Here is a 24,293-nt window from a genome sequence, read left to right on the forward strand (position 1 = left end):
GAAATCCAGCAGGCGCTTCCCGCTCGATGACGGGCTGGCGTCAGCCTACCGAATCTGACCGCAGTGGCCGGGGAGCCTGGCTGCACGGCGGGCCGCCACGTCAGTACAAGAAGATGGGCAGCCAGTCCCGGTTGTGTGCGTGCACCAGCGCGAGAAACAGGACAAAGTCGAAGATCAGATGTACTGACACGACGTAGGTGAAGGACTTCGTCAGCCTGAAGGTATAGCCCTGCAGCAGCGCGAAGGGGAACGTCAACAGCGGTCCCCAGGCCTGATAGCCGATCTCCCAGAGGAACGAGGAGAAAACCACGGCCTGCAGGACGTTGGCCAGCCAGTCTGGAAAGTGTTGCCGCAGCAGCGTGAAAGTTGTGCAGATGAAGAACAACTCGTCCCAGATGCCAACGGCGTTCACTCCCAGGAAAAGCCGCCAAAAGATTGCCGGATCGGACGCGTCCGGCCAGTTTTGGTAGACCCCGGTACTGATCAGATACACGGGCAGAATGAAATATCCGAGCGCCGCCACGCCAACCAGGTACAGCTTCGCGGCGAGCGGCCACTTCCGGCCGGTGTTCACCGGAAACCTGATGATCTCCTCGCCGTAAAGGAAACGCGACACCAGCCACGGCACCAGCACGGCCAGGGCGAGGGCGCCACCCATGAGGACCATGTGCCGGATGCTCAAATCGGCGTTCAGAGGAACCGCGCTGATGATGACCATTCCCGCCGCAATGAGCACGAGGTGCCGCATCAACCCGCGGTCGATGAAGGCCGCCGTCGCCAGGCCAGCCGCGAGAGTACCGTAGCCAAGAGCGTCATTTTGGACGCCAAACAGCAGCACACCGGACGTGGAAACAAGCGCCGCCGGCACCAGTTTCCAGCTGAGCGCGGTCCGGGGTGTTTCCGTCGAGATAGTGGACACCCCACAAGCATGTCAGGGCAGTCCGTGGCACGAAACCACGAAACGGCGAAAGCATGGGCGATTCGGGAGGGGCTGGTGCCCGCTCCGGCCGGCGGTATGTTGCCGGCGGCGCTCTCTGGAGGCTACTCGATGGTCTTCACTCTGGGCCGCCGGTGTGGCGGTCCTGATCGCCCCGGTTGCCCTGCTGCTGATCACCGTCGACCGCAAGACATTCACCGGCGATGAAGGCGACACCCCGTCGTCCGCCTGGGCTGAGCCCGCCTGTGCCTACTGCATCTGTGCCTACTGTGCGTCCGCGGCGTCATGGGCGAGCAGTTCGCTGGTTCGCATGATGGCCACGCGCCTGCGTTCCTCGTCCGCCGCTCCGGTGATCACAAGGTGGACGTTCGGGCTCGATGCCCATGCGTGGCAGAGTGTCACGATTGTGAGCAGCAGGTCTTCCGCTGCCCTCTCGCTCGCCGTGGGCAGCGCGCGACGGATCTCGGCCACCTTGTCTGCTGAGCGGAGGGCGCGAGCTTCTGCGCCGACCGGATGGCCCAGCTCAAGCCCCTCCCAAAACGTGAGCCGCGCGAGACCGGGGGGGCTCCTGGAAAAGTCAAAGTACCGTCCCGCGAAATCGGCGATCGCAGCAGGTCCCGAGCCGATAACCGGGAGGCCGTCCAGGGCCGTGGCGAGTTGGCGGGTGAGCGCCGCTTCGAAGAGTTGGGCCTTGTCGCCGAAGTAGAAGTAGATCCGTTCGCGGTTGCACCCCGAACTCTTCGAAATCTGGTGGATCCGCGCGCCGGAGAAGCCACGCTCTGAAAATTCGGCAATGGCGGCCGCGAGGATCTTCTCCCGCGTCGCGTCAGTGTCCCAGGCCATGGCCCCATCCTATCTCCAACCGTTCGTTTGCTTTTGGGCGGCGCGGCTCCGTAGCATCGTTTCCAACCAGACGTTTGGAGATTGAGTGGAACACGAGGGCAAAGCGCTTGCCGCCGACGAAACGGGCGTAGATCATCATCGGACCGCCGGCATCGCATCCGTCCATGTCAGGGCCGCGGTGACGTGGCTGGCGATTTTTCCGCTGGCCGCCATCGGGATGAGCGCGCTGGCTGCATTGGTGCCGGAGTGGCCTCCGGTCCTTCGGGCGTTTGCGCTCACCCTCGTGGTGGTTCCCACTGCCGTCTACCTTGCGGTGCCCCGGCTCCTCCGGATCCAGGCGCGGCTAAGCCGGGCCGCGGCACGCGCCCGGGCGCGCCGCGCCACGAAATGGAACAGGTCCGCTGGCGGGGAACGCCGCGGCGCATGATCATCTTCGGGAAGGCACTGGGCGTCACGTCCCGGTGAACCGTCAGAACTCTTCGGCGTCGGCCCCGGTGGCGTAGCCATGGCTGGTGGCCACCATCGCCGCGACAACCTCCAGCTCGCTGTCGTCCCGCGGCCCGTAGACCATGACCATGCCTCGAGCCAGCCGGATGCCGGCCAACGGATGGGCCGCCGCCCAGCCCTTGGCAACGGCGTCGGCCACCAGTTCGGGCGGAAGGGCCAGGTGGAGCGAGCCGTCGTAGGGCGGGTGCTGGTGGGCAAACTCCCCAACCGAGGGAACCAGGAACGCATCGGCCGGGGCATCAGCCCCGGGCTTCACCTTGAGGCCGCGCGCACCCGGAACGGAGATCGCTGACTGCGACGTCGCGACGCCGGCGAGCGAGCGTATCCGGTCGAACAATCTTTCCTGAAGCTCAAGTGGCGCGTTGTCACTGAGTTGTTCCTGCGGGATGGTCCACGACACGGCCGGGCGCTGGCCGGCCCTCACCGGCAGGTGCCCCCCGGGCAGCGCCGACCAGTGGGTGCTGTTTGCGGTGCGGTCGCGCGCCCCGGGCCGCGTAAGGAACGAAAAGCGCTCGTGGATCCAGCCGCCGAGTTCACCGAGCGTCTGAGCGCTGATGTGGTGCCCGCCGGGATCGCGGCGCGCATAGGCGGCGGCTGCGGAATCCGTGAGCAGGTACTGCCACGTGCGCTCCAGCAGCTCTGGCGGAATAATCCTGTCCTGGTCGCCCTGGGCGACGAACACCGGTAGTCCGGTCAACCGGGCCGGCGTGACAGGGACGCCGGCGTCGAACGGCAAAGTCCCGTACAGGATGGCGGCTCCGTCAAAACGTGCCGGATCTGCAAGCAGCAGTCCGCCGGCGAAAGCCGCGCCCCCGCTGAAGCCGACGAGCACCACGGGCCGTCCGTCCGGGGCAGCGGCATCGAGCCAGGTTCGGAACCAGGACATGGTGGCGGCCAGCGACTCGGCAACCGGGCGGCCGATGCCGCGGTTGGCAAACCATGCATAGCCGCCGCCTTCGGCAATAGGGGCCCGGACTGCCGCATAGGCGGCACCCGGCGGCAGCTGGTCAGCCAGGGCAATGATTTCGCGCTCACTTGAGCCGCGCCCATGCAGGAGCACCACCAGGGGCGCCAACGGGTCGGCTGATCCGGCGGTCGCCACCACGGGTGAAGCGCTGAGGGAGGGGTCGCCCACGACCGTGGGCGTCTCGGGGATTCGCATGAAAGCTCCTGGGTGAGGGGGAGTGAGCACAGGACTGTTTATTGAAGCTTCAACTATCATGAAGCGTCGGGTATTCCCCGTCAACTATTTCGGGTGTCGTTGAGGCCCTAGGTGCTGAGTGGCCATGCCTTGAGCAGTTGGCGGGCCGTCCCGTTATTGCCGAGGTGGTACACCGCCACGCTCGCAGGGTTCACGTCGAACGCATCGAATGCGCCGGCTTCGATCCCGTCCAGGTCCGCCAGCGTCGCGAACCCAACGGAGATGGGGCCTAGATCCACTTCGGCGCGGCCGGCACCGTGCCGTTGGCGGCCGGGCCACTCGCACTCACGCCGCTGGTGCCGCGGCCGGCGGCCCATTCGACGACGCCGGGCAGGGCCCCGGTGATGATCGTCGGGTCAGCGGCGGTGGTGTCGCCGAACGACAAACCTGAGCCTGCCACCTTCACCACCAGGCCCGCGTCGGTGCCCCGGATTTTCCAGGCGCCCGTGATGTCCGCCAGGAGCCGCTCCAGCACCGGTGCAGGGATGTCGGCGAACGAGGCCCCATTGTCGAGGTCGATGGCGTGCATCCAGACTTCGCGGCTGCGCATCCAGACCGTTTCGGTGGCAGGGACTTCCCGGCCCTGGATGGTGCGGACCCTGTTATGCCAGGCGTCCCCGGGCAGGTCCCGCCACTCGACGCTCAAATGCACCGCGGAGTGGTCGAAGAGGTTCCGCAGCGCGATCGGGCTCAGCGTGGCGCCGAAATCGATCTCATGGTTGCGGACCCCGGTCGAGGCATACATGGGGGTTTCCACCCCGGTGGCCGCCCACTCGACCAGCCGTGCGATGGCCCGGGCGTTGTAGCCGATATGCGCCGTGATGTGGCGGCGGGTCCAGCCCGGCAGCAGCGAGTCGCCGTCGAGCTCCGCGTCGGAGAGCTCATTGAGCTTGCGGGCGAAGAACGCCGTGCCCCGGCGCGCCTGCAGCAGCGCCGCAAGCAGCTCCGGGTCCGTCGTCAGGTCCTGGCGGGCAACCATCAGGCTTCCTTGACCACGCGGTTCTTCAGCTGACCCAGTCCCTCGATGGTGGTGACCAGGATCTGGCCCTCCTGCAGGTAGCGCTTGGGGTCCTGGGCGTGGCCCACGCCGCCGGGGGTGCCGGTGGCGATCACGTCGCCCGGATTCAGCGTGATGATCGTGGAAATGTAGGAGACCAGGTACTCGGGGGTGAAGACGAGGTCGCCCGTGGGGGTCTGCTGCTGGACTTCGCCGTCGACCTCGGAGGTCATCAGCGGCCCGGCACGGAATTCGTCCTTGGTGACCAGGGCAGGGCCGAACGGGGTCGACTTTTCCCAGGTCTTGCCCTGCAGCCACTGGATGGTGCGGAACTGGTAGTCACGCATGGACACATCGTTCAGCACGGCATACCCGGCGATGTGGTCAGACGCGTCGGCTTCGCTGATCCGGCGGCCCTTCTTGCCGATCACGACGGCGAGTTCGGCCTCCCAGTCCACGGCGTCGGATTCCTGCGGCAGGGCAAGGTCATCGTTGGGACCGATCAGGGATTCGGCGTACTTCGCGAACAGGGTGGGGAACTCGGGGACCTCCCGGCCCATTTCCTTGATGTGGTTGCGGTAGTTGTGGCCCACGCAGATGATCTTGCCGGGGGAGGGGACGACGGCGGCCAGGTCGGCGCCGTCGAGCGCGTGGGTTGCGCCGTTGGCGGCCTTGGCCGTCGCTTCCCAGTCCGCGGTGCGGAGCAGCTCCCCGACGTCGGCAAAGCCGTCGATTTCGGTCAGGGTGTCGCCGTCCTGGCGGACAGCCACGGTCCCGGTGCCGGTTCCGTTGTCAGTGCGGAGGGTCAGGAGTCTCATTTGTTGCGTCCTTCGATGTAGGTGCGGTTGAAGTTCAGCCGTTCGAAAATGGGGGCGTCGCTGAAGCGGAAGAGATCGAATTCGGTCCCCGCCTGCAGCGACCATTCCTGCCAGGACGGGACGACGAAGAGGTCGCCCTTCGCCAGGTTCCTCGTCTCGCCGTTCAGGACCACGGTGCCGGAGCCTTCGAAGACCTGCCAGACGCTGGAGCCGACCTCGCGGAGGCTCTCGGTGGAGGCGCCGGCGCGGAGGCGGTGGAATTCAGCCCGGATGGTCGGCATGACGTCACCGCCGGTGGTGGGGTTGGTGAAGCGGACGGCGGCGTGGCCCTGGGACACGGTGGCCGGGTGGCCCTCGTCCTCGAGCAGGAGCTGCTCGCGCAGAGCCCGGTCCGTGTGTTCCCAGCGGTACGCGGCGATGGGGGAGCTCGTGGTGTCATCCAGCCCGGAGAGCGGGCGCAGCCCCGGGTGGGCCCAGAGCCGCTCCGAGCGGGAGATGTCCGGAGTGGCCTCGTCGGTGACGCGCTCGGTGCCGAACTCGAAGAAGCCGGCGTCGGCATAGTGCACGAACGGGATGTCCAGGCCGTCGATCCAGGCCATCGGTTCATCGGTGTCGTTGTGGTGGCCGTGGAAGTTCCAGCCCGGGGTCAGCAGGAAGTCACCGCGGGACATCCGGACCGGGTCCCCGTTCACCACGGTCCAGACGCCTTCGCCCTCGACGACGAAGCGGAAGGCGTTCTGCGAGTGCCGGTGCTCCGGGGCAGTCTCGCGGGCCCCGAGATACTGGATGGCAGCCCACAGCGTTGGGGTGGCGTACGGCGTCCCGGCCAGGCCCGGGTTGGCGAGGGCAATGGCGCGGCGTTCCCCGCCACGGCCCACGGGAACCAGGTCCCCGGCGCGGGCGGCCAGCGGGTACAGGTCGCTCCACCGCCAGACGTGGGGCACCGCCTTGGGAGTCGGGACCATGGGCATCAGGTCCGCGATCTCGGTCCACAGCGGAATCAGGTTCTCCCGGTCAAAATCCCGGTACAGCTCCTGCAGCTGGGCAGCCTCTTCAGGTGTCGGCTCCGGAGCAGTAAGCCCCGCGGCCACTGATTCATGAGTCGTGTTCTCAGCGCTGATGGACACGTGGGCCTCCTCGATAGGTCAGAACAGTTCTTGGCGTAGTTCGACACTAAAGATTCATCCGTGTGATCCCCAACATATTCTGCTGGTCAGAATTCCCTGCAGCCCAGCTGACTCGCAGCAGGGGCGGTTATGGGCCCTCAAAACGGCCTCAACTGCGAGTCAGTTGGGTGGTCGTCAGTCCGGCTCCGCCGGGTTGGCCGCGATGTCGATCTCCAGCTGCCGGCAGGTTTCCCGCAGGGCGGGGACGAGCCCGGCGTCGAACACCCTGCGGAAACGGGTGGCTGGAGTGGCGACGCTGAGCGCGCCAACAACTATTCCGTGCCGGTTGTGCAGGGCCATCCCCAGGGCGCTTACACCTTCCTCCGTGCCTTCGAAGTTGGCTGCGAAGCCGTTGCCGCGGATGGACTCAAGTTCCCGCAGGAACGCCGGAAATTCGTCATCCGGGATGGTGTCGCCGCCAATCTCYGCGTTGTGGCTGCGGAACAGCTGCTCGATCATCGGCGGCTCCAGCTCCGCGAGCATGGCCTTCCCGCCGGAGGTTTTGTTGGCGGGCATTACCGTCCCCTGCCGGTCACCCACGCGCAGCACATTGCTGCCCTCGACGGTGGCCAGGAACCGCACCTTGGTCCCCACCCGAACCATCAGATTCACTGTCTCGTTCAGCCGTGCGGACAGGAGTTCCATATGGGGCTGGGCGATGGATCGGAGCAGCCGGGTCCAGCTCAGCCCGGCCGGCCCGACCCCCATTGCCGGGCCCGGGACATAGCGGCGCGTTTCGTCCTGCACGGCGAAGCCCCGGTAGACCAGCATCGCCAGCAGTCGGTGCGCGGTCGAGGGTGCAACGCCCAGCTCGGCCGCGGCGTCCTTGAGACGCAAGGCGCCGCCGTCGCGCAGGAGCTGGAGCAGCTGCAGCGCGTTGTCCACTGCCTCGATGGAATAGGTCGGCCGCTTCTGGACGGGCTTACGGGTGGATCGGGCCGATGGAGTATTCTGCACATCAGAATTGTATTGTGGTTCACCTGCGAAGGCCATGACAGTAGTGGCATGAATCACACACCCTCCGTTGCAGCGCCGCGCCGGTCCTCGCCGGGGGATCCCACCCCCGTTACCGTTGGCGGGCCCGCGGCACGGTTCTCCAAAAGCTCGGCCGCCGCCGTCCTGGTCTGCTGGCTCCTGGTGGTCTTCGATGGCTACGACCTGATTGTCTACGGCACCGTCCAGTCCTCCCTGATTTCCGAGACCGGCTGGGGGCTGACCAAGGCCACCGCCGGAACCATCGGTTCCATGGCCTTCGTCGGCATGATGATCGGAGCGATCTTCGCCGGCCGGATGGCCGATTCCTGGGGACGCCGCCGCACCATTCTGGGTTGCGCCATCGTCTTCTCGATTTTCACCATCCTGTGCGCCTTCGCACCCAACGCCCCGGTATTCGGCACCCTGCGGCTCCTGGCCGGCGTCGGACTCGGGGGCCTGGTGCCCTCGGCCAATGCCCTGGTCGCCGAACTTGTCCCGGCCAAGTGGCGGTCAACGATCGCCACCCTGATGATGTCCGGCGTCCCCATTGGCGGATCCATCGCCGCCCTTGTCGGCATCCAGCTGATCCCCGCCTTCGGCTGGGAGTCCATGTTCCTCGTCGCCGTGCTGGCCCTGCTGATCGTGGTGCCCCTCGGACTGAAGTACCTGCCGGAGACGCTGGCCCCGGTCGGCGCCGCCAGCGGCGGCCGAAGCCTCGAGGAGCCGATCGGCTTCAAGTCCCTGCTCCGCGCCCCGTACCTGGGAGTCAGCCTGCTGTTCGCCCTGGCGACGATCGCCACCCTGTTCGCCTGGTACGGGCTGGGCACCTGGCTGCCCAACCTCATGCAGCTGGCCGGCTACAACCTTGGCTCCGCCCTGACCTTCGCCCTTGCCCTGAACCTGGGCGCGGTGGCCGGCTCGGTCATCACAGCCTGGGCCGGGACCCGCTTCGGCCCGATCCCGACGGCGATCGCCGCCGCAGCCGTCGCCGGCGGCGCCCTCGTGGTCCTCGTTACGGGACCGCCGGTCACCGTCGTGTACCTCATGCTGGTCCTCGCCGGCGTCGGCACCCACGGCACGCAGTGCCTCATCATCGCCGCCGTCGCCAGCCACTATCCCGGTCACCTGCGCGGCACCGCGCTTGGCTGGGCACTGGGAACCGGCCGCATCGGCGCCGTCGCCGCACCCCAGATCGGCGGCCTCCTGCTGGCGGCCGGGCTGGGCGTCAGTTCCAATTTCCTCGCCTTCGCCGGTGCAGCCGCCATCGCCGCGGTACTGCTGGCCGCCGTCGGCCTCAAACTCAAGTCAAAATCYTCAACCTCACCAACAGGAGCAAGCAATGTCTGAGCACGCCCCGTCCATCGATATCTCCACCGATGTCCTCGTCATCGGAGGGGGAATGGCCGGACTGGCCGGAGCCCTCGCGCTGCGGGAAAACGGAGCCAACGTCACTCTGGTGGAACGGGCCCCCGAATTCGGCGAGGTCGGCGCAGGCCTGCAGATGGCCCCCAACGCCTCCCGCGTCCTGAAGCGCTGGGGCCTGCTGGAAAAAGCCCTGGAAATCGGCGTCCAGCCCAAGCACCTGGTCTTCCGTGACGCCGTCACCGGCGAGGAACTCACCCGCCAGAGCCTCGACGGGGAATTCGAGGAACGCTACGGAGCGCCGTACGTCGTGATCCACCGCAGCGACCTGCACCGGGTCCTGCTCGAAGGCTGTGAAGCCGCCGGCGTCACGCTGGTCAACGACGTCATGGTCGAGAGCGTGGAAACGGTCAACGGCCGCGGCGTGGCCCACACCGCCGCCGGAGTGGACTACTCGGCCGACGTCGTGATCGGCGCCGACGGGCTCAAGTCCACCCTGCGTCCCCTCGTGGCCAACGACCAGCCGGTCCCCTCGGCCTACGTGGCCTACCGGGGCACCGTGCCGATCACCGAAAACACGCCCAAGGCCGACCTCGAGGACGTCATTGTCTACCTCGGCCCGGACTGCCACCTGGTGCAGTACCCGCTGCGCAAGGGCGAACTGCTGAACACCGTGGCCGTCTTCAAGTCCGCCTCCTTTGAGCGCGGCGAGGAGCAGTACGGGGGAGTGGACGAGCTTGAGGCCGCGTACAAGGACTGCGTCCCGGCCGTCCGGGAGGCGCTGAAGAACCTGGGCACGGGCATGCGCTGGCCGATGTACGACCGCGACCCGATCGAAAACTGGGTCGCCGGCCGCATGGTGTTGATGGGCGACGCCGCTCACCCGATGCTGCAGTACCTCGCCCAGGGCGCCTGCCAGGCCCTCGAGGACGCGGCCGTCCTGCAGGACGCCAGCACCGGCACCGTCTTCACCGCCGACGGCGTCAACCCGGAAGGCTGGGACCAGGCCATCAAGGAGTTCAACAGCCTCCGCGCCGGCCGCACCGCACGGGTCCAGCGCACCGCCCGCGTCTGGGGCGAATCATGGCACGTCTCCGGGCTGGCCCGCACGCTGCGCAACTTGCTGTTCAAGAGCCGGAAGGACAACGACTTCCAGTACAACGACTGGCTGTACGGCCAGGACGGCGACGGTGTGCCGGCCGACCGCGCGGCGCACTCCAAGCTGGCGGAGAACATTCCTGCCTGACCCGGCGACTGAGCATGCGGCACCGCAAGAACCCCCTCTCCTGAGGGGGTTCTTGCGTTAAGCCCGGGTCCGCATTGCTTCAGGCACGCGGCCCGACGGCGCTGCCCGCTGACGCTGTGCCTCTTGACACTGCCAAAACGTTTTGGATAGTGTGAGCCACACAACATGCCAAAACGTTTTGCAAAGGGAGTCAACGGTGACGAAGGTCGGAATTAGGGACGTAGCGAAAGCTGCCGGGGTCTCCGTGACCACGGTGTCCCACGCCCTCAACCCAGCGGGCGGCACCCGGGTCAAAACGGAAACCCGGGAACACATCCGGGCCGTCGCCAAAAACCTTGGCTACGCGCCCAACCGGCTCGCCAGCGGGCTGCGCAACCATCGTTCGCAGATCCTTGGCCTCGTCAGCGACGAAATCACCACCACACCGTTCGCCGGGGCCATGATCAGGGGCGCCCAGGACGCCGCCTACGAGCGCGGCTACGTCGTCATGGTGGTCAACTCGGGCCTCGACCCGGAACTGGAAAACCGCGAAATCCGGACGCTGCAGCAGCACCAGGTTGATGGGATTGTCTACGCGAGGATGTACCACCAGGGCGTCAGCCTTCCTGAAGACCTGGACACGCTGCCCACGGTCCTCCTCGACGCCGTCAGCGCGGACCGGTCCATCTCCTCGGTGGTCCCGGACGAGGTGGCCGCGGCGGAAACGGCAGTGGAAGCCCTCGTCCGGGCCGGCCATACCAGGATCGGGATGCTGAACAACGTTGACGACATCCCGGCAACCCACGGACGGCTTCAGGGCTACAGGAACGCGCTGGCCCGCCACGGCCTCCAGTTCAATCCGGAGCTGGTGACCACAGGCACGGCTGATACTCCCGGCGGTCGGGAAGCTGCGCTTCAGGTGCTGCAGCGTCCGGACCGCCCGACGGCACTGTTCTGTTTCAGCGACCGCGTGGCCATGGGCGCCTACCAGAGCGCTGCCACCCTGGGACTCCGCATTCCCGAGGACCTGTCCGTGGTCGGCATGGACAACCTGGAGCTGATCGCCGCCGCGCTCTGGCCCGGACTCACCACGGTGGCGCTGCCGCACTATGAGATGGGGCGATGGGCCGTCACCCGGCTCCTCGACGACATCGAAGGCCCCGAGGTGAAAGCCGTCCAGGAACTGCTTTCCTGCCCGCTCATTGAGCGGGGGTCCGTCGGGCCGCCGCCGGACTGAGCACCCGGGCTTGGGCCGCCGGGCTGAGCCCCCGGGCTTGAGCCCCCAAACTGAGCCCTTCAGCTACACCAGCACCCACACGCATCCACCACAGACCCATCCCGGGCCCCGCAAAAAGGGGACGCGGCCGTTGCACCGGCCGCGCCCCCAAGGACCCGGGCTAATCATCCGCGTACAAAAATAAGCAGAAAGACTCACTCATGAACAAGCGATTCACCCGCATCCTGGCCACCAGCATAACGGCGGCCGCCCTGGTCGGCAGCCTCGGCGCGTGCGGCAAGGGCAGTGCCTCGGCCACGTCCGAGGGCACTAAAGAGATCACCCTGTGGACCCACAACGCCGGCAACCCCGAAGAGCTGGCCTCCATCCAGGGCATCGTGGACTCCTACAACAAGAGCAGCGGCGCCAAGGCCAAGATCAAGGTGCAGGCGTTCCCGCAGGAGTCCTACAACGACTCCGTGGTCTCCGCGGCCGCCGCCGGCAAACTTCCCTGCATCGTCGATATCGACGGACCCAATGTCCCCAACTGGGCATGGGCAAAGTACCTGACCCCGCTCAAGCTCTCCACCGACCTGTCCGCCAACCTGCCCAGCACCGTGGCCAAGTGGGAGGGCCAAACCTACGCCGTCGGCTATTACGACGTGGCGCTGGCCATGCTTGCACGCGCGTCGGACCTCAAGGCAGCCGGAGTGCGCGCCGCAACAATCGAGCAGCCCTGGACCAAAGCGGAGTTCCAGGACGCGCTGACCAAGCTCAAAGCCCTGGGCAAATGGGAGTACCCGCTGGACATGGGGACCGCCGGCAGCGGCGAATGGCTGCCCTACGGCTACTCGCCGTTCCTGCAGTCCTTCGGCGCCGACCTGATCAACCGCGACGGCTTCCAGAGCGCGGACGGTGTCCTCAACGGGGACAAGGCAGTGGAATGGGCCAAGTGGTTCCGCGGACTGGCCGACCAAGGCTTCATGGCCACCAAGAGCGGCAAGGACTCCACCCAGGACTTCCTGAACAACAAGAGCGGCGTGCTGTACACCGGCTCGTGGGCCGCGGACAAGGCCCGGGCTGCCCTGGGCGACGACCTGGTGGTCATGCCCACCGTGGACCTTGGCAACGGACCCAAGATCGGCGGCGCCTCCTGGCAGTGGGGCGTCACCCAGGGCTGCGCCAACACCGACGCCGCCATGGACTACCTCTCCTACTCGCTGAAGCCGGAAAACCTGGCCGCAGTCGCCAAGGCCACGGGCACCATCCCGGCGACGGATGAGGCCGCGGCCCTGGTCCCGTCGTTCGCAAAGGGCGGCACCAACCGGATCTTCATGGACTTCTCCCGCCAGTACGCAGTGATGCGTCCCGAGACCCCGGCCTACCCGTTCATCGCCACCGAATACGGCAAAGCCGTCCAGGACGTCCTCGCAGGCGCCGACCCCCAGACGGCCCTGGACAAGGCCGTCAAGGCCATCGACGCCAACATCAAATCCAACGGCGGCTACAAGAACTAGCAGCCCTCCGCGGAGGACGACGACGGCGGGAGAGTTCCGCCGTCGTCGTCCCCCCGGTGCTGCAGGTCAACGGAGAATCCCATGACAACCAGCCCACTTCCCACCCGTCCCCGCCCCGCCGCCGAACCGGCGCCACGGCCGCTGCCGGCCCCGCCGCGCCGCCGCCGGGCAGGCCTGCTGCGCGAACAGATCAGCGGCTGGGGCATGATCGCCCCCGCAGCGGTATTGCTGCTGCTCTTTGTGTTCCTGCCGGCCATCCTGGGCTTCGGCCTAGCCTTCACCAACGCCCGGCTGATCTCGCCCCGCCCGGTGGAGTTCGTCGGCACAGACAACTTTGCCCGGCTGTTCGCGGACCCGACCTTCTGGCGGTCACTGCTGAACGTCACCTACTTCGCCGTGGTGGTGGTCCCGGTCCAGTCGGCCCTGGCCCTGGCCATGGCGCTGCTGATCAACAAGAAATTCCGCGGCGTGAACTTCTTCCGCACCATCTACTTCCTGCCCGTGGTCACATCCATGGTGGTGGTCTCCCTCCTGTGGCTCTTCATGTACCGCAAGGAAGGCCTGATCAACGAGCTGCTGTCCACCTTCAGCTTCGGCCTGATCCAGGGCGCCGACTGGCTCAACGACCCCGCCACGGCCATGCCCGCCATCATCGCGCTGTCCATCTGGCAGGCGGCCGGATTCCACATGATCATCTGGCTCGCCGGGCTGCAGAGCATCTCGGGCGAACTGTACGAGGCAGCCCAGCTGGACGGCGCCAGCCGCTGGCACCAGTTCCGGTACGTCACCTGGCCGGGCCTGAAGCACACCCGCAGCCTGGTCCTGGTGACCATCACCATCCAGGCCCTCGGCCTGTTCGACCAGGTCAGTGTCATGACCCAGGGCGGCCCGCTGGACTCCACCACCACCATCATCTACGAGGCCGTCCGCTCCGGCTTCAAACAGCAGGAAACCTCCTACGCCTCCGCGATCTCGCTGGTTTTCTTCGTCCTCGTGCTGCTCATCTCCGCGGTGCAGCGATACCTGACCCGAGAGAAGGACTGACGTGAAAAATTCGCTTCGACTCAACAATGCGGCAACCATGCTGGTCCGGATCCTGTTCGCCGCCGTCGCGGCCTTCCCGATCGTCTTCATGCTGGTGTCCTCACTCAAGCCGGACACCCAGATCTTCGGGGACATGTCCTCCGTGGCCGCCTTCCTGCCCGTGGGAAACGTCTCCTTTGACAACTACGCGGCGGTGTTCGACCGGGTCCCGGCCGCCCGGTTCCTGGTCAACTCCATCGGCATCTCCGCGATCACTGTGGTGCTGGGCATCTTCGTCAACAGCCTCTGCGCGTTCGCGTTGTCCCGCATGGAGTTGCGCGGCAAGCGGGTGGTGTTCACGGTCATCCTGGCCACGCTGATCGTGCCGTTCCAGACCCTGGCCCTGCCGCTGGTCTGGTGGGTCAACCAGTTGCCCTATTTCGAACTCAACGGCTTCAGCCTCGAGATCTCCAAGGGCTGGCTGGACACCTACCAGGTCCAGATCATCCCGTTCATCGCCAATGCGTTCTCCATCTACCTCTATCACCAGTACTTCGAATCCATCCCCAAGGAACTGGACGAAGCCGCCCGCATCGACGGTGCCGGCTGGTTCAAGATCTACCGCCAGGTGGTCATGCCGCTGGCGGGCCCGGCCACCGCGACGGTCGCGATCCTGACGTTCCTGCCGGCCTGGAACTCCTACCTGTGGCCCCTCATGGTGGTCCAGTCCGAGGAACTTCGGCCGGTCATGATCGGCATCCAGTACTTCTTCCAGCTGAACGTCTCCTGGGGCGAAGTGATGGCCTACGCGTCCCTCATCACGGTTCCCGTGGTGGTCCTGTTCATCGCCTTCCAGCGTTCCTTCATCAACAGCATCGCGTCCAGCGGCGTCAAGGGCTAACCACCCGCCGCTCCGTACCCACCCTTCCGGCACACACCGTGAAAGCAGACAGCACAACCATGACAACCACCACCGCGCTCGGCTGCCAGTACCGGCCGCAGCACCACTACACGGCGGACCGCAACTGGCTGAACGATCCCAACGGACTGGTCTACGCCAACGGCACCTACCACCTCTTCTACCAGCACAACCCGTCCGGGAACGGGTGGGGCAACATGTCCTGGGGGCACGCGACTTCAGCGGACCTGCTGCACTGGGACGAACAACCCGTGGCCATCGCCTGCGATGACCAGGAAGCCATCTTCTCCGGTTCGGCCGTGCTTGACGCGGCCAACACCAGCGGATTCGGCACCCCGGACAATCCGCCGCTCGTTGCCATCTATACCAGCGCCTATTCGCCCGCATCCCCGCTGTCCGGCCGGCAGGCGCAGTCGCTTGCCTACAGCACGGACAACGGCGCCACCTGGACAAAACACGCCGGGAACCCCGTGCTGGACCGCGGCTCCGCAGACTTCCGCGACCCCAAGGTCTTCTGGTACGACGGCGCCGCCGGCAGCTACTGGGTGATGGTCGCCGTCGAGGCGATGGACCGGGAAGCTGTCCTGTACAAGTCCGCCGACCTCAAAGCCTGGGAGTACCTGAGCACCTTCGGCCCGGCGAACGCCACCGGGGGAGTGTGGGAATGCCCGGACCTGTTCGAGCTTCCGGTGGACGGCGATCCCGGAAACACCAAGTGGGTGCTGGTGGTGAACCTGAACCCCGGCGGAATCGCCGGCGGTTCCGCCGGACAGTACTTCCTTGGAACCTTCGACGGCGTCGCGTTCGTTTCCGAGACGACGGTCACCGAGGGGCTCCAAAAGGATGAGAGCCGCATGGCCGAGTACGGCTGGCTGGACTGGGGCCGGGATTACTACGCGGCCGTCTCCTTCAGCAACGCCCCGGACGGGCGCCGGCTCATGATCGGCTGGATGAACAACTGGGAGTACGGGGCCCTCACACCCACCGACGGATGGCGCGGCGCCATGTCCCTGGTGCGGGAATTCAGGCTGGCCGTCCGCGGCGGCCGCGTGGTGCCCATGCAGACGGCGTTGGACCCCTTCGAGAGCGTCGGGGCCGGCCGGAATCTCGGAGCCTCCCCCTACACCGAGGCCGCCCGGCCTCTTCCTGCCGGAACGCACTGGATCCCCGCGGAAGCCTCCGGCGACGTCCTGCGGATCGACGCCGAATTCGAACCCGGCGCCGCAGGAGAAGTGGGCCTCCTGCTCCGGGCAAGCGGCGCCGAACGGACGGTCCTCGCCTACAAGTGCGCCACGGGCGTGCTCAGCCTGGACCGGTCCGCTTCCGGCAACACGGACTTCCACGAATCGTTCGCTTCGTTGGAAAGCGTGCCCGTGCCGCTGGAAGAAGGCCGGCTGCGGCTGCGGATCTTCCTGGACCGCTGCTCCGTGGAGGTCTTCGCCCAGGACGGCCTCGCCACCATCACGGACCAGGTGTTCCCCACGGAATCCAGTACACAGGTAGGGCTGTTCGCGGACCGCGACGGCGGCAGGCTGGTGAGCCTGGCCGTCGTTGGAGGCGGGTAAGCCGCGGGAGCACCGCGACGGCTACTCCTTCACCGCTCGGCTACTCCTTCACCGCTCCGGCGGTGGCATTCATGATCCGTTTCTGGAAGACGAAGAACACGATGGCTACGGGGATGGTCATGATGGCGGCCGCCGCCAGCTTCAGCGGGTACTGCGTTCCGGCGCTCAACTGGCCCGAGGACAGCTGGGCCACGCCCTTGGTCAGTGTGGTCAGCCCGGGGTCCTGGGTCGAGACGATGAAGTGGCTCAACTCGTTCCAGGACCCCTGGAAGGACAGGATGATGATGGTCATCACGGCCGGGACAGACATGGGCAGCACGATCGACCAGAACGTGCGGAAGGTTCCCGCCCCGTCCACTTTCGCCTGTTCCTCCACACTCACCGGAATCGACTCGAAGAAGTTCTTCATGATGAACACCCCGGCGGCATCGGCCAGCAGGGGAACGATCATGCCGGCGTAGGAATCGTAGATCCCCAGCTGGTTGATGACGAGGAACTTCGGAATGAGCAGCACGACGCCGGGAACGGCCATGACGGCGACGAGGGCGGCGAAGACGACCGACCTGCCGCGGAACCGGAGCCGGGCCAGGGCGTACCCGGCCAGCAGGTCAAAGAACACCCGCCCGAACGTGACTACAACAGTGACCACGATCGAGTTCTTGAACCAGAGCGGGAAATCCGAATTCAGGAACAGCCGTTCGTAGGCGGCTGCCGTCCACGTCGGGGGGATCAGGGACAGCGGATCCGCGGCGGCCTGGGGTTCGGTCTTGAACGAGGTCGCAATATTGACCAGGAACGGGAAGATGTACACGATCGCCAGCAGGATCAGGGCAGCGTAGGTCACCCAGCCCCACGCGACAGGCTTGCGACCGCGGGCAGGAGCCGGCTGGCGGCTGCCCGGCGCCGGTGTCTCCTCCTGGGTGAGGGTTTCCGGCCGGAATGGCAGTTCAGCGGTGACGGCGGATGAACCAGTGTGCGGAACGGTCACGGGGTTCCTCCCTTGGACGGTGGCGGGTTGAACCGTTTGCGGCGCGGAACGGTGGTGCGTTCGCGCAGGATCAGCCGCTGGACAATGGCAAAAACAATGATGATGGCGAACAGAATGAAGCCAATGGCCGCACCCTGGCCCCACTGCTGGTTGTTGAATGCAGTGCTGAAGGACAGGTACGCCGGGGTGAGAGTGGTCTTGGCCGGTCCGCCCTGGGTGCCGGTATAGATCTGGTCGAACACCTGCCAGGTGCCGATCAGACCGAGGGTGATCACGGTGAACAGGGTGGGGCGGAGCATCGGCAGGGTCACGTACCAGAAGCGCTGCCAGCCGCCGGCGCCGTCGAGCATGGCCGCTTCCTGCAGCTCGCCGCCCACATTCTGCAGCGCCGCGATGAACAAGAGCATGAATGTGCCCGACGTCGTGAAGACGGCCATCAGGATGAAGGCGGACATCGCCACGGAGGGGCCGGACAGCCACTCCCACCAGCTGACACCCAGGAACGTTCCGCTGGCCAGCGCGGCCGGCGGCGTGGTGACGCCCAGGCTCCCGGCCAGCAGGTGCAGCACGCCGTTGGGGTCCTGAAACCAGTTGGGCCCGGCGACGCCGACGAGGCCGAGCAGCTTGTTGACCACACCGCCGGCGCTGAAGAGGAACAGCCAAAGCACCGTGATGGCCACCGAACTGGTCACCGAGGGGAAGTAGAAGGCCGTGCGGAAGAATCCCCGGCCCTTCAGGATCCGCCGGTTCACCAGCACAGCCAGCAGCAGGGACAGCGTGGTCTGCAGCGGAACGGTGAGGATGACGTAGTAGAAGTTGTTGCGCAGCGCCGTGCCGAAGTCGCGCGCGGCGAGGCCCCCGCCGGAGAGGATGGCCTCGTAGTTGCCGGCCCCGACAAACCGGGTGGTGCCCGCGAAGGGGCTGCCGCGGCCGGTCCAGTCGGACACGCTGACCCACGCCGCCATGGCCACCGGCAGCGCCAGGAACAGGCCAAGGATGATCACGACGGGTGCGATGAAGAGCCACCCGGTGGCGTTCTGGTGTCCGTGGATACCAGAACGCCGCCGGGGGAGCTGCTGTGGGGCCACAGTCACTTAGCCAGGACCGCGGTCATTTCGGTCTGGACGGCGTCCAGAATGGCCTTCGGGTCGGAGGTCTTCAGCGTGGCCAGCTTGGCATTCAGGTCCTTGATGACATCAGCTGCGCCGGGCTGCGAGGGCAGCGTCTGGGCGTACTCGGCGCCGGCCAGGGATGCTGCCTGATCGGGGAAGGCCGACTTGAACTCGGTGGCGGCGGACTCGACGGAGGGCATCACGCCGAAGGCCTTGGCGAAGCCGATCTGGCTCTGCGTGCTGGTCAGCTGCTCCACCAGTTTCTTCGCGGCTGGCTTGTTCTTGCTGTCCGCGGCGATGCCCCAGCAGTTGGTGAACTGCAGGGTTCCCTTGCCCTTGGGGCCGGCGGGAAGTTCCACCGTACGGTACTTCACGTTGGGGTAGTCCTTGCTCAACGCACCGCTGATCCAGTTGCCTTCGATGGTCATGGCCGAGAGTCCCTTCCCGAATGCCTCGCCACCCCAGCCCGCTCCGAGGTCGGAAGAGTACTTGGCGGCGCCGTCGGTCAGCATGGATTTCACAAAGGTCAGGGCCTGGATGTTTTCCGGGCTGTTGACTGTGGCGCTCTTGCCGTCCTCGCTCACAAACGAACCGCCGGCCTGCGGGAAGAAGGCGCCCACGCGGGCGATTTCAGGGCTGAACGACAGTCCGGTAGTGGGTCCGCTGGTGAGCTTCTTGGCCACTGACTCCAGCTGGTCCCAGCTGGTGGGGATATCGCCCTCGCCAAGCCCGGCGGCCGCCCACTTCTCCGTGTTGATCACCAGCGAGAGGGTGGAGAAGTCCTTGGGGGCGCAGTAGAGCTTGCCGTCATGGCTGAACGCCTTGGCCAGGCCGGGGTAGAAGTCGGCCTTGTTCGTGAGCGTGTCGCCGTAGGGCTCCAGGGATCCGTTGGCCGCGAATCCGGCGAACTGGTCGGTGGAGACGTAGAAAACATCTGCCGGTTTGCCCGAGGCGAAGCCCTGGCTCAGCTGCTGCACCATGTCGGAGGCAACGCTCACCGAGGCCTCCGTCCCGGATGTTTTGGACCAGTCGGCGACGGCGGACTTGACCGCCGTCGTCTCCGCGTCGCCGGAACTGCCGATCAGGACGCTGATGGGACCGGAGCCGGTCGCTTCGGCCGAGCCGCTGGAAGCCGGGCTGCTAAAGCCGGAGCCGCACGCGCTGAGCGCGAGGGCTCCGATGGCGGCGACGGCGCCGGTGACCAGTCGCTGTGTTCGGGTTCTTGCCATGGGTCGAACTCCATTTCAGTAGGGCGCCCATCGTTGGGCGCACGGCAAATCATGGGTGGTTGGAAAGTGTGGTGAGGTGGGCGGAACTAATGGGTGTGCGGGCTGGCGAGGGGACCGCCGCCGTCGCGCAGGACAAGCCTCGGCTTCAGCAGCCGGTGCGTCACCGGAACGGGCTGCTCCGGTGCTCCGTCGAGGACATGGCGCAGGATGTCGACGATCGCCACCGCGGCAGCCTCCACCGGCTGGGCGACGCTGCTGAGGCCCAGGGCGGACGCCACCGGGGTGTCATCGAACCCGATTACGGCCGGCGGCGTGCCCGGCGCCGCCGCCCGCAGCTGTTCGGAGGCGCCGAGGGCGAGCGAATCGCTGGCGCAGACCACTGCGGTGGCGCCCCGTTCCAGGAGCTGGCGCGCACCTTCCGCGCCCTGCCGTGCGCCGTCGTCCACTCCGATCGCCAGGGCCTCGAGGTCCGACGACGGGAGTGCTGTGGCGAGGCAGGATGCCCAACCTGCCCGGCGGTCGTCGCCGACGCCAGAGCCGGCCGGCCAGCCGAGGAAGCCGATCCTTTGGTGCCCCCGGCCCAGCAGGTACGTGGTTGCCTCAGCGGTGCCCGCCTGTCCGTCCACGTCCACCCAGGAGTGGGCACAGTCTTCGTCATTGCCGGATCCGGTCCAGGGACGGCCGAAAGTCACGAAGGGGATGTCCCGGGCCATCAGCCAGTCGGTCCGCGCGTCACCGTGGTGCGTGCCGGTGAGCACGAAACCGTCGAGGTCGGAGGTCTCCAGGAGCTCCTCGTAGGACTGCATCTCAGCTTCGTCATTGCGCGCCGCGAACAGCGTGACCCGGTAGCCGTGATCTTGCAGGTTTTCGGTCAACGCGTGCAGGAACCGGTCCAGGATGGCGCCGTTGATTCCGTCCCCGGTGGGCATAAGCCTGAAACCTAGGTTCCGTGAGCGCCGGGTCCGCAGCTGCCGCGCCGCGGCGTTGGGGCGGTAACCGGACGCTGAGATCAGCTCGTTCACGCGCCGCAGGGTGTCCGGCTTGACCCGTTCGGGCGCGTTGATGGCGTTGGAGACGGTCTGCCGGGACAGGCCCAACTCTTCGGCCAGGCTGGCCAGGGTAGGCCTCGACGCCATTGTTCCTCCGATTGCCTTCTAGGGGTTTTAGATCGATCAAATTTGGGATAAAACTGTATTTGATCGATCAAAAAAGTTATCCTCATCATGGATTGTGGCCGAGGTCACTGTCAACTGTCCTTGGGAAATCGCCCAACTCACATCAACTCAACGGGGTCCGCAGGACTCCCAGGAGGAACCTCATGACCCACCGCCAACCCTTCCTGCACGACTTGAACGTTCTGCTCGCCGCACCCATGCAGGCGTGGAGCGGTCATGACGGGCAGCTTCGTCGCCAGGGGGCCCAGGGGATCTACTGCGCCGACACCCGCGTGGTCGACGAGGCCGTCCTGCTGGTCACTGGCGAGGAACCGGAAGCGATCGGCAGCGGCCGAACGCGCGGCGGCGTTTCCTCCTTCGAGGCGCTGGTCCGCACCGTCGGCGGCGAAGGAAGCGACCCCCTGGTCCGGCTCACCAGAACACGGAGCGTCACAACGGGGGCCGTGTCCGAGGAGATCCGGCTGAGTTCGGACCTCGCCCATGACGTCACCGCCGTGGTGGAACTGGTTCTGGGTAACGACTTTTCGCCCCTGGAAGCGGTGAAGTCCGGCGCCGCCTCCCACCCCGTCCGGCCGGAAGAGCACGACGGCGCCTGGCGCGCGGCCGCAGGGGGAGTCACCTCGGTGATCACCGCCGCCGGCGCGGCTGTCTCCCCGGAGGCCCACCGGCTCCGGCTGCGCTGGGAAGTCACCGTCCCGGCCCGAGGATCCGTCGCCGTGGACTGGTCCGTGCGGGCGGCGGACAGCGAGGCGCCGGTGGTCGCGGCCCCGGGCAAGGCTCCTGCGGGAATGCACGTCCGCGCGGACGATCGGCGGTTGGCGTTGCTCGCCGGCCAGGCCATGGCGGATTTGGGCGGTCTCCGTATGGCCACGGCCCAGGCGCCGGAGGACGTCTTCCTTGCAGCCGGCGCGCCCTGGTTCTTCACGCTGTTCGGCCGTGACTCCCTGATCGCGGCGCGCATGCTGCTGCCGGTGGACCCCGCCCTCGCCGCCGGCACCCTGCGCACCCTTGCCGCACGGCAGGGCACACGGAACGACATCGAGACGGCGGAGCAGCCGGGCAAGATCCTGCACGAGGTGCGGCGCGGCGAACTGCGGTTTCCGGAGGGCAGCAGTCATGAGGGGCTGGCACTTCCCCCGGTCTACTTCGGCACTGTGGACGCCACACTGCTGTGGGTCTCCCTCCTCCACGACGCCTGGAAATGGGGCATGCCCGCGCTCGAAGTCGAGGGCCTGCTCGGCAACCTGGACCGCGCGCTCGAATGGCTCAAGCACTGGGCGGATGCCGACGGCGACGGGTTCCTGGAATACATCGACGAGACCGGCCACGGACTGGCCAACCAGGGCTGGAAGGATTCCGGCGACTCCATCCGGTGGAACGACGGATCACTCGCCACCGGCCCCATTGCACTGGCCGAGGTGCAGGGCTATGCCTATCAAGCCGCCGTCAACGCGGCCGATATCCTCGACGCTTTCGGCCGACCGGGCGGGGACGAATGGAGGGATTACGCCACGGACCTGGCCGGCAAGTTCCGGGCATCATTCTGGTGCGCGGACCACCTCGGCCCGTACCCGGCCATCGCGCTCGACGTGGACAAACGCGCCGTCGACGGCGTGGCCAGCAACATGGGCCACCTGCTCGGCACGGGGATCCTCAACGCCGAGGAGACTGAGGTGGTGGTGCGGCGGCTGATGCACCCATCTATGTTCTCCGGCTTCGGCATCCGCACCCTGGACACAGGCAACGCCGGTTACTGGCCGCTGCGCTACCACGCCGGATCTGTTTGGTCACACGACACCGCGGTGATCCTGCAAGGCATGGCCTCAGCCGGCCATCCGGCCGAGGCCGCGCAGCTCGCGGCGGCGCTGCTGAACGCCGCGGAAGGTTTCGGCTACCGCCTGCCGGAACTGTTCTCCGGCGATACCGCCGAGGAGGGCGGGCCGTTGCCCTACCCGGCATCGTGCCGCCCCCAGGCCTGGGCGGCGGCGTCGGTGGTTCCCGTCATGCTGGCCACCCTCGACCTGAAGCCGCAAGGCTCCGACGGCCTTCCCCTCAGCTCAGCCTCCAGCCCGACGCCGTTCGGCGCCATGCGCGTGGAGGGACTGCGTTCCGGCAAGACGCGTTTCAGCGTGGAGGTCGACGCCGGGGGAAAAGTGACGGTGTTCCCCGCCTGAGACTTTCGGCGGTAAATGGCGGTCTTATTGCGGCGCTGTTTGGCGCCGGGTGTGGCAGACGTCGTCCTCGACTTTTCTTTTTTGGTCCCGAAAGAATGCCCGAGGAGGATTATCGCAAACTGATGAGGCGGCTTCGTGTAGAAGCGGGAACCATTTATTTGGCAACTCCGAGATCTGTCGCCCCCGCACGCATTCGCTCCCGTAAGGCAGACCACGCAGACGACTTCTATCTAAGTGAAGAATTGGCCGCGCCCGCGTCCGAGAAAGGGAACTACGCCTCGACGAGAATCACCAATGTCTCGGGCAGCACGCCGTCATACGCCATTGCCTCGGCCCCGGCCCCGGATTGCATCAGGGCCATGAGGGCATCCATGTCGGGAACGTCCATCAGCACCGCCACTTGCGTCGGGTTCTGAGGGTTGACGAACGTCCGGATGTTAGTGACTCCGAGGGGCCCGAAGACCTCTTCGCGTTTCGGTGAGGCAAGCCAATGATCCTTGTCCTTCACATCGTGGTGGCCGATCACGGTTGGCATAGCGCGTCCTCTCGAAGGGGGCCAGCGGTCCGCAGGCCCACTGAGCAGAACGCTACTGGTCGTTTCCCACCCAAACAAGGCCTTTAGCAACGTGCAAGGCCACATTCAGCTGTTGTCAGGCGAGGTCAGATTCGGGCACCGGAATACGGGATGTGCAGGGGGTCTTTGGTCACTGCGGTGGTCATCTGTGGCATCAACATTGCCGTTCTGGGGTTGTTCATGGTCTTTGAACAGCGCTGGTACCGGCGGAGAATGCGGGCCCGTTGTCGCCCGGAGCCGCGAAAAGCAGGCCCTTCCCGAGCGTGCGAATTCTGCATCGGGGCGTGCGGGTTCAGGGGTGCTGCTGGTTCTGGTCCGGGGTGGCCACCCAGACGGTGCGGGTGGCGCGGGGTTCCAGCTCGATGTTGTCGGGGAACCGTTCCAGCAGGTCTTCCACGGAGTCACGGTCGTCCGCGGTCAGGGCGGTCAGGTGCGAGAAGCGCGCGAACCACTGCTGGGCATACTCCCGTGCCGCCGGGGTCGCGGGTGCGGTTGTCGTCACCTCGGACTGGGTGACGCTGAACCCGGCGCCCTCGATGACCGGTGCCCAGTTCGGGTGATGGTTCCATCCCTCGGCCGCCGCGGCGGTGTGGCAGCGCTGCTCCAGCTGCGCTTCGTGCGGATCGCTGAGGAAGCGGGGCAGGGCGGCGAGCTCGACGACGACCAGGACCCCGCCCGGTGCCAGCGCCCGGCGGACTCCCGACAGGAGCCGCGCGGGGTGGGCGACGTGGTGTAGCGAGGAGGACGCCCACACCAGGTCAATGTGCGCT

The 24,293-nt window shown here is 66.6% G+C and carries 23 protein-coding genes; 9 read left to right on the top strand and 14 right to left on the bottom strand.

Annotation, left to right across the window (positions count from 1 at the left end; genetic code table 11):
- Nucleotides 1-100 precede the first annotated feature (100 nt).
- Together AC1DEY_RS14265 and AC1DEY_RS14270 are read right to left on the bottom strand one after the other, a co-directional pair.
- On the bottom strand, nucleotides 101-919 hold the full coding sequence (locus AC1DEY_RS14265; protein WP_476868503.1) for a CPBP family intramembrane glutamic endopeptidase: 819 nt from the start codon (nucleotides 917-919) through the stop codon (nucleotides 101-103).
- Nucleotides 920-1,201: 282 nt separating this feature from the next.
- Nucleotides 1,202-1,780: a TetR/AcrR family transcriptional regulator gene (locus AC1DEY_RS14270; protein WP_476868504.1), complete on the bottom strand. Its 579-nt coding sequence runs from the start codon at nucleotides 1,778-1,780 to the stop codon at nucleotides 1,202-1,204.
- Between the two features lie 85 nt (nucleotides 1,781-1,865).
- Here AC1DEY_RS14270 and AC1DEY_RS14275 point away from each other — a divergent pair, with 85 nt between their 5' ends.
- Entirely contained in the window at nucleotides 1,866-2,207 is a 342-nt protein-coding gene (locus tag AC1DEY_RS14275) for a hypothetical protein (RefSeq protein WP_476868505.1), read from the top strand.
- Nucleotides 2,208-2,249: 42 nt separating this feature from the next.
- Here AC1DEY_RS14275 and AC1DEY_RS14280 read toward each other — a convergent pair whose 3' ends face one another.
- The 6 genes from AC1DEY_RS14280 to AC1DEY_RS14305 form a co-directional block, all read right to left on the bottom strand.
- Entirely contained in the window at nucleotides 2,250-3,449 is a 1,200-nt protein-coding gene (locus AC1DEY_RS14280) for a luciferase domain-containing protein (RefSeq protein WP_476868506.1), read from the bottom strand.
- A 107-nt stretch (nucleotides 3,450-3,556) separates the two neighbouring features.
- Nucleotides 3,557-3,727: a hypothetical protein gene (locus tag AC1DEY_RS14285; RefSeq protein WP_476868507.1), complete on the bottom strand. Its 171-nt coding sequence runs from the start codon at nucleotides 3,725-3,727 to the stop codon at nucleotides 3,557-3,559.
- Entirely contained in the window at nucleotides 3,718-4,467 is a 750-nt protein-coding gene (locus tag AC1DEY_RS14290; protein WP_476868508.1) for a maleylpyruvate isomerase family mycothiol-dependent enzyme, read from the bottom strand. Before AC1DEY_RS14290 ends, AC1DEY_RS14285 begins: the two co-directional genes overlap by 10 nt.
- A complete protein-coding gene (locus tag AC1DEY_RS14295; RefSeq protein WP_476868509.1) occupies nucleotides 4,467-5,303 on the bottom strand; it encodes a fumarylacetoacetate hydrolase family protein in 837 nt (278 codons plus the stop codon). The genes AC1DEY_RS14290 and AC1DEY_RS14295 overlap by 1 nt, the downstream gene beginning before the upstream one ends.
- Nucleotides 5,300-6,430 (bottom strand): cupin domain-containing protein, encoded by a 1,131-nt coding sequence (locus tag AC1DEY_RS14300; RefSeq protein ID WP_476868510.1) that lies wholly within the window; start codon nucleotides 6,428-6,430, stop codon nucleotides 5,300-5,302. Before AC1DEY_RS14300 ends, AC1DEY_RS14295 begins: the two co-directional genes overlap by 4 nt.
- A gap of 174 nt (nucleotides 6,431-6,604) precedes the next feature.
- A complete protein-coding gene (locus tag AC1DEY_RS14305; RefSeq protein ID WP_476868511.1) occupies nucleotides 6,605-7,426 on the bottom strand; it encodes an IclR family transcriptional regulator in 822 nt (273 codons plus the stop codon).
- Between the two features lie 48 nt (nucleotides 7,427-7,474).
- On the opposite strand from AC1DEY_RS14305, the gene AC1DEY_RS14310 reads away from it, so the two are divergent.
- From AC1DEY_RS14310 to AC1DEY_RS14340, 7 genes are all read left to right on the top strand, one after another.
- Complete coding sequence (locus tag AC1DEY_RS14310) at nucleotides 7,475-8,791, top strand: MFS transporter (RefSeq protein WP_476868512.1); 1,317 nt, start codon at nucleotides 7,475-7,477, stop codon at nucleotides 8,789-8,791.
- A complete protein-coding gene (locus AC1DEY_RS14315) occupies nucleotides 8,784-10,052 on the top strand; it encodes an FAD-dependent oxidoreductase (RefSeq protein ID WP_476868513.1) in 1,269 nt (422 codons plus the stop codon). The genes AC1DEY_RS14310 and AC1DEY_RS14315 overlap by 8 nt, the downstream gene beginning before the upstream one ends.
- A gap of 196 nt (nucleotides 10,053-10,248) precedes the next feature.
- Nucleotides 10,249-11,268 (top strand): LacI family DNA-binding transcriptional regulator, encoded by a 1,020-nt coding sequence (locus AC1DEY_RS14320; RefSeq protein ID WP_476868514.1) that lies wholly within the window; start codon nucleotides 10,249-10,251, stop codon nucleotides 11,266-11,268.
- A 200-nt stretch (nucleotides 11,269-11,468) separates the two neighbouring features.
- On the top strand, nucleotides 11,469-12,764 hold the full coding sequence (locus tag AC1DEY_RS14325) for a sugar ABC transporter substrate-binding protein (RefSeq protein WP_476868515.1): 1,296 nt from the start codon (nucleotides 11,469-11,471) through the stop codon (nucleotides 12,762-12,764).
- Between the two features lie 81 nt (nucleotides 12,765-12,845).
- Complete coding sequence (locus AC1DEY_RS14330) at nucleotides 12,846-13,808, top strand: carbohydrate ABC transporter permease (RefSeq protein WP_476868516.1); 963 nt, start codon at nucleotides 12,846-12,848, stop codon at nucleotides 13,806-13,808.
- Nucleotide 13,809: 1 nt separating this feature from the next.
- Nucleotides 13,810-14,688: a carbohydrate ABC transporter permease gene (locus AC1DEY_RS14335; protein WP_476868517.1), complete on the top strand. Its 879-nt coding sequence runs from the start codon at nucleotides 13,810-13,812 to the stop codon at nucleotides 14,686-14,688.
- 59 nt (nucleotides 14,689-14,747) lie between these two features.
- Nucleotides 14,748-16,271 carry a glycoside hydrolase family 32 protein gene (locus AC1DEY_RS14340; protein WP_476868518.1) on the top strand — a complete coding sequence of 508 codons (1,524 nt, stop codon included), beginning with the start codon at nucleotides 14,748-14,750 and terminating at the stop codon, nucleotides 16,269-16,271.
- A gap of 40 nt (nucleotides 16,272-16,311) precedes the next feature.
- Here AC1DEY_RS14340 and AC1DEY_RS14345 read toward each other — a convergent pair whose 3' ends face one another.
- From AC1DEY_RS14345 to AC1DEY_RS14360, 4 genes are all read right to left on the bottom strand, one after another.
- Complete coding sequence (locus AC1DEY_RS14345; RefSeq protein WP_476868525.1) at nucleotides 16,312-17,115, bottom strand: carbohydrate ABC transporter permease; 804 nt, start codon at nucleotides 17,113-17,115, stop codon at nucleotides 16,312-16,314.
- A 140-nt stretch (nucleotides 17,116-17,255) separates the two neighbouring features.
- The gene (locus AC1DEY_RS14350; protein WP_476868526.1) at nucleotides 17,256-18,347 is read right to left on the bottom strand and encodes a carbohydrate ABC transporter permease; all 1,092 of its coding nucleotides are present in this window, start codon (nucleotides 18,345-18,347) and stop codon (nucleotides 17,256-17,258) included.
- A gap of 2 nt (nucleotides 18,348-18,349) precedes the next feature.
- Complete coding sequence (locus AC1DEY_RS14355; protein ID WP_476868519.1) at nucleotides 18,350-19,600, bottom strand: sugar ABC transporter substrate-binding protein; 1,251 nt, start codon at nucleotides 19,598-19,600, stop codon at nucleotides 18,350-18,352.
- A gap of 86 nt (nucleotides 19,601-19,686) precedes the next feature.
- A complete protein-coding gene (locus tag AC1DEY_RS14360) occupies nucleotides 19,687-20,736 on the bottom strand; it encodes a LacI family DNA-binding transcriptional regulator (RefSeq protein WP_476868520.1) in 1,050 nt (349 codons plus the stop codon).
- 182 nt (nucleotides 20,737-20,918) lie between these two features.
- Between AC1DEY_RS14360 and AC1DEY_RS14365 the strand changes: the two genes are divergently transcribed.
- A complete protein-coding gene (locus AC1DEY_RS14365; RefSeq protein WP_476868521.1) occupies nucleotides 20,919-22,949 on the top strand; it encodes a glycogen debranching N-terminal domain-containing protein in 2,031 nt (676 codons plus the stop codon).
- Nucleotides 22,950-23,220: 271 nt separating this feature from the next.
- On the opposite strand, the gene AC1DEY_RS14370 is transcribed toward AC1DEY_RS14365, so the two are convergent.
- Complete coding sequence (locus AC1DEY_RS14370) at nucleotides 23,221-23,484, bottom strand: hypothetical protein (protein ID WP_441408412.1); 264 nt, start codon at nucleotides 23,482-23,484, stop codon at nucleotides 23,221-23,223.
- 331 nt (nucleotides 23,485-23,815) lie between these two features.
- Nucleotides 23,816-24,293, bottom strand: a 478-nt coding sequence (locus AC1DEY_RS14375; protein WP_476868522.1) for a class I SAM-dependent methyltransferase, incomplete at its 5' end; no start/stop codon positions are given.

The sequence above is a fragment of the Arthrobacter sp. 05T47 genome (assembly GCF_056395825.1).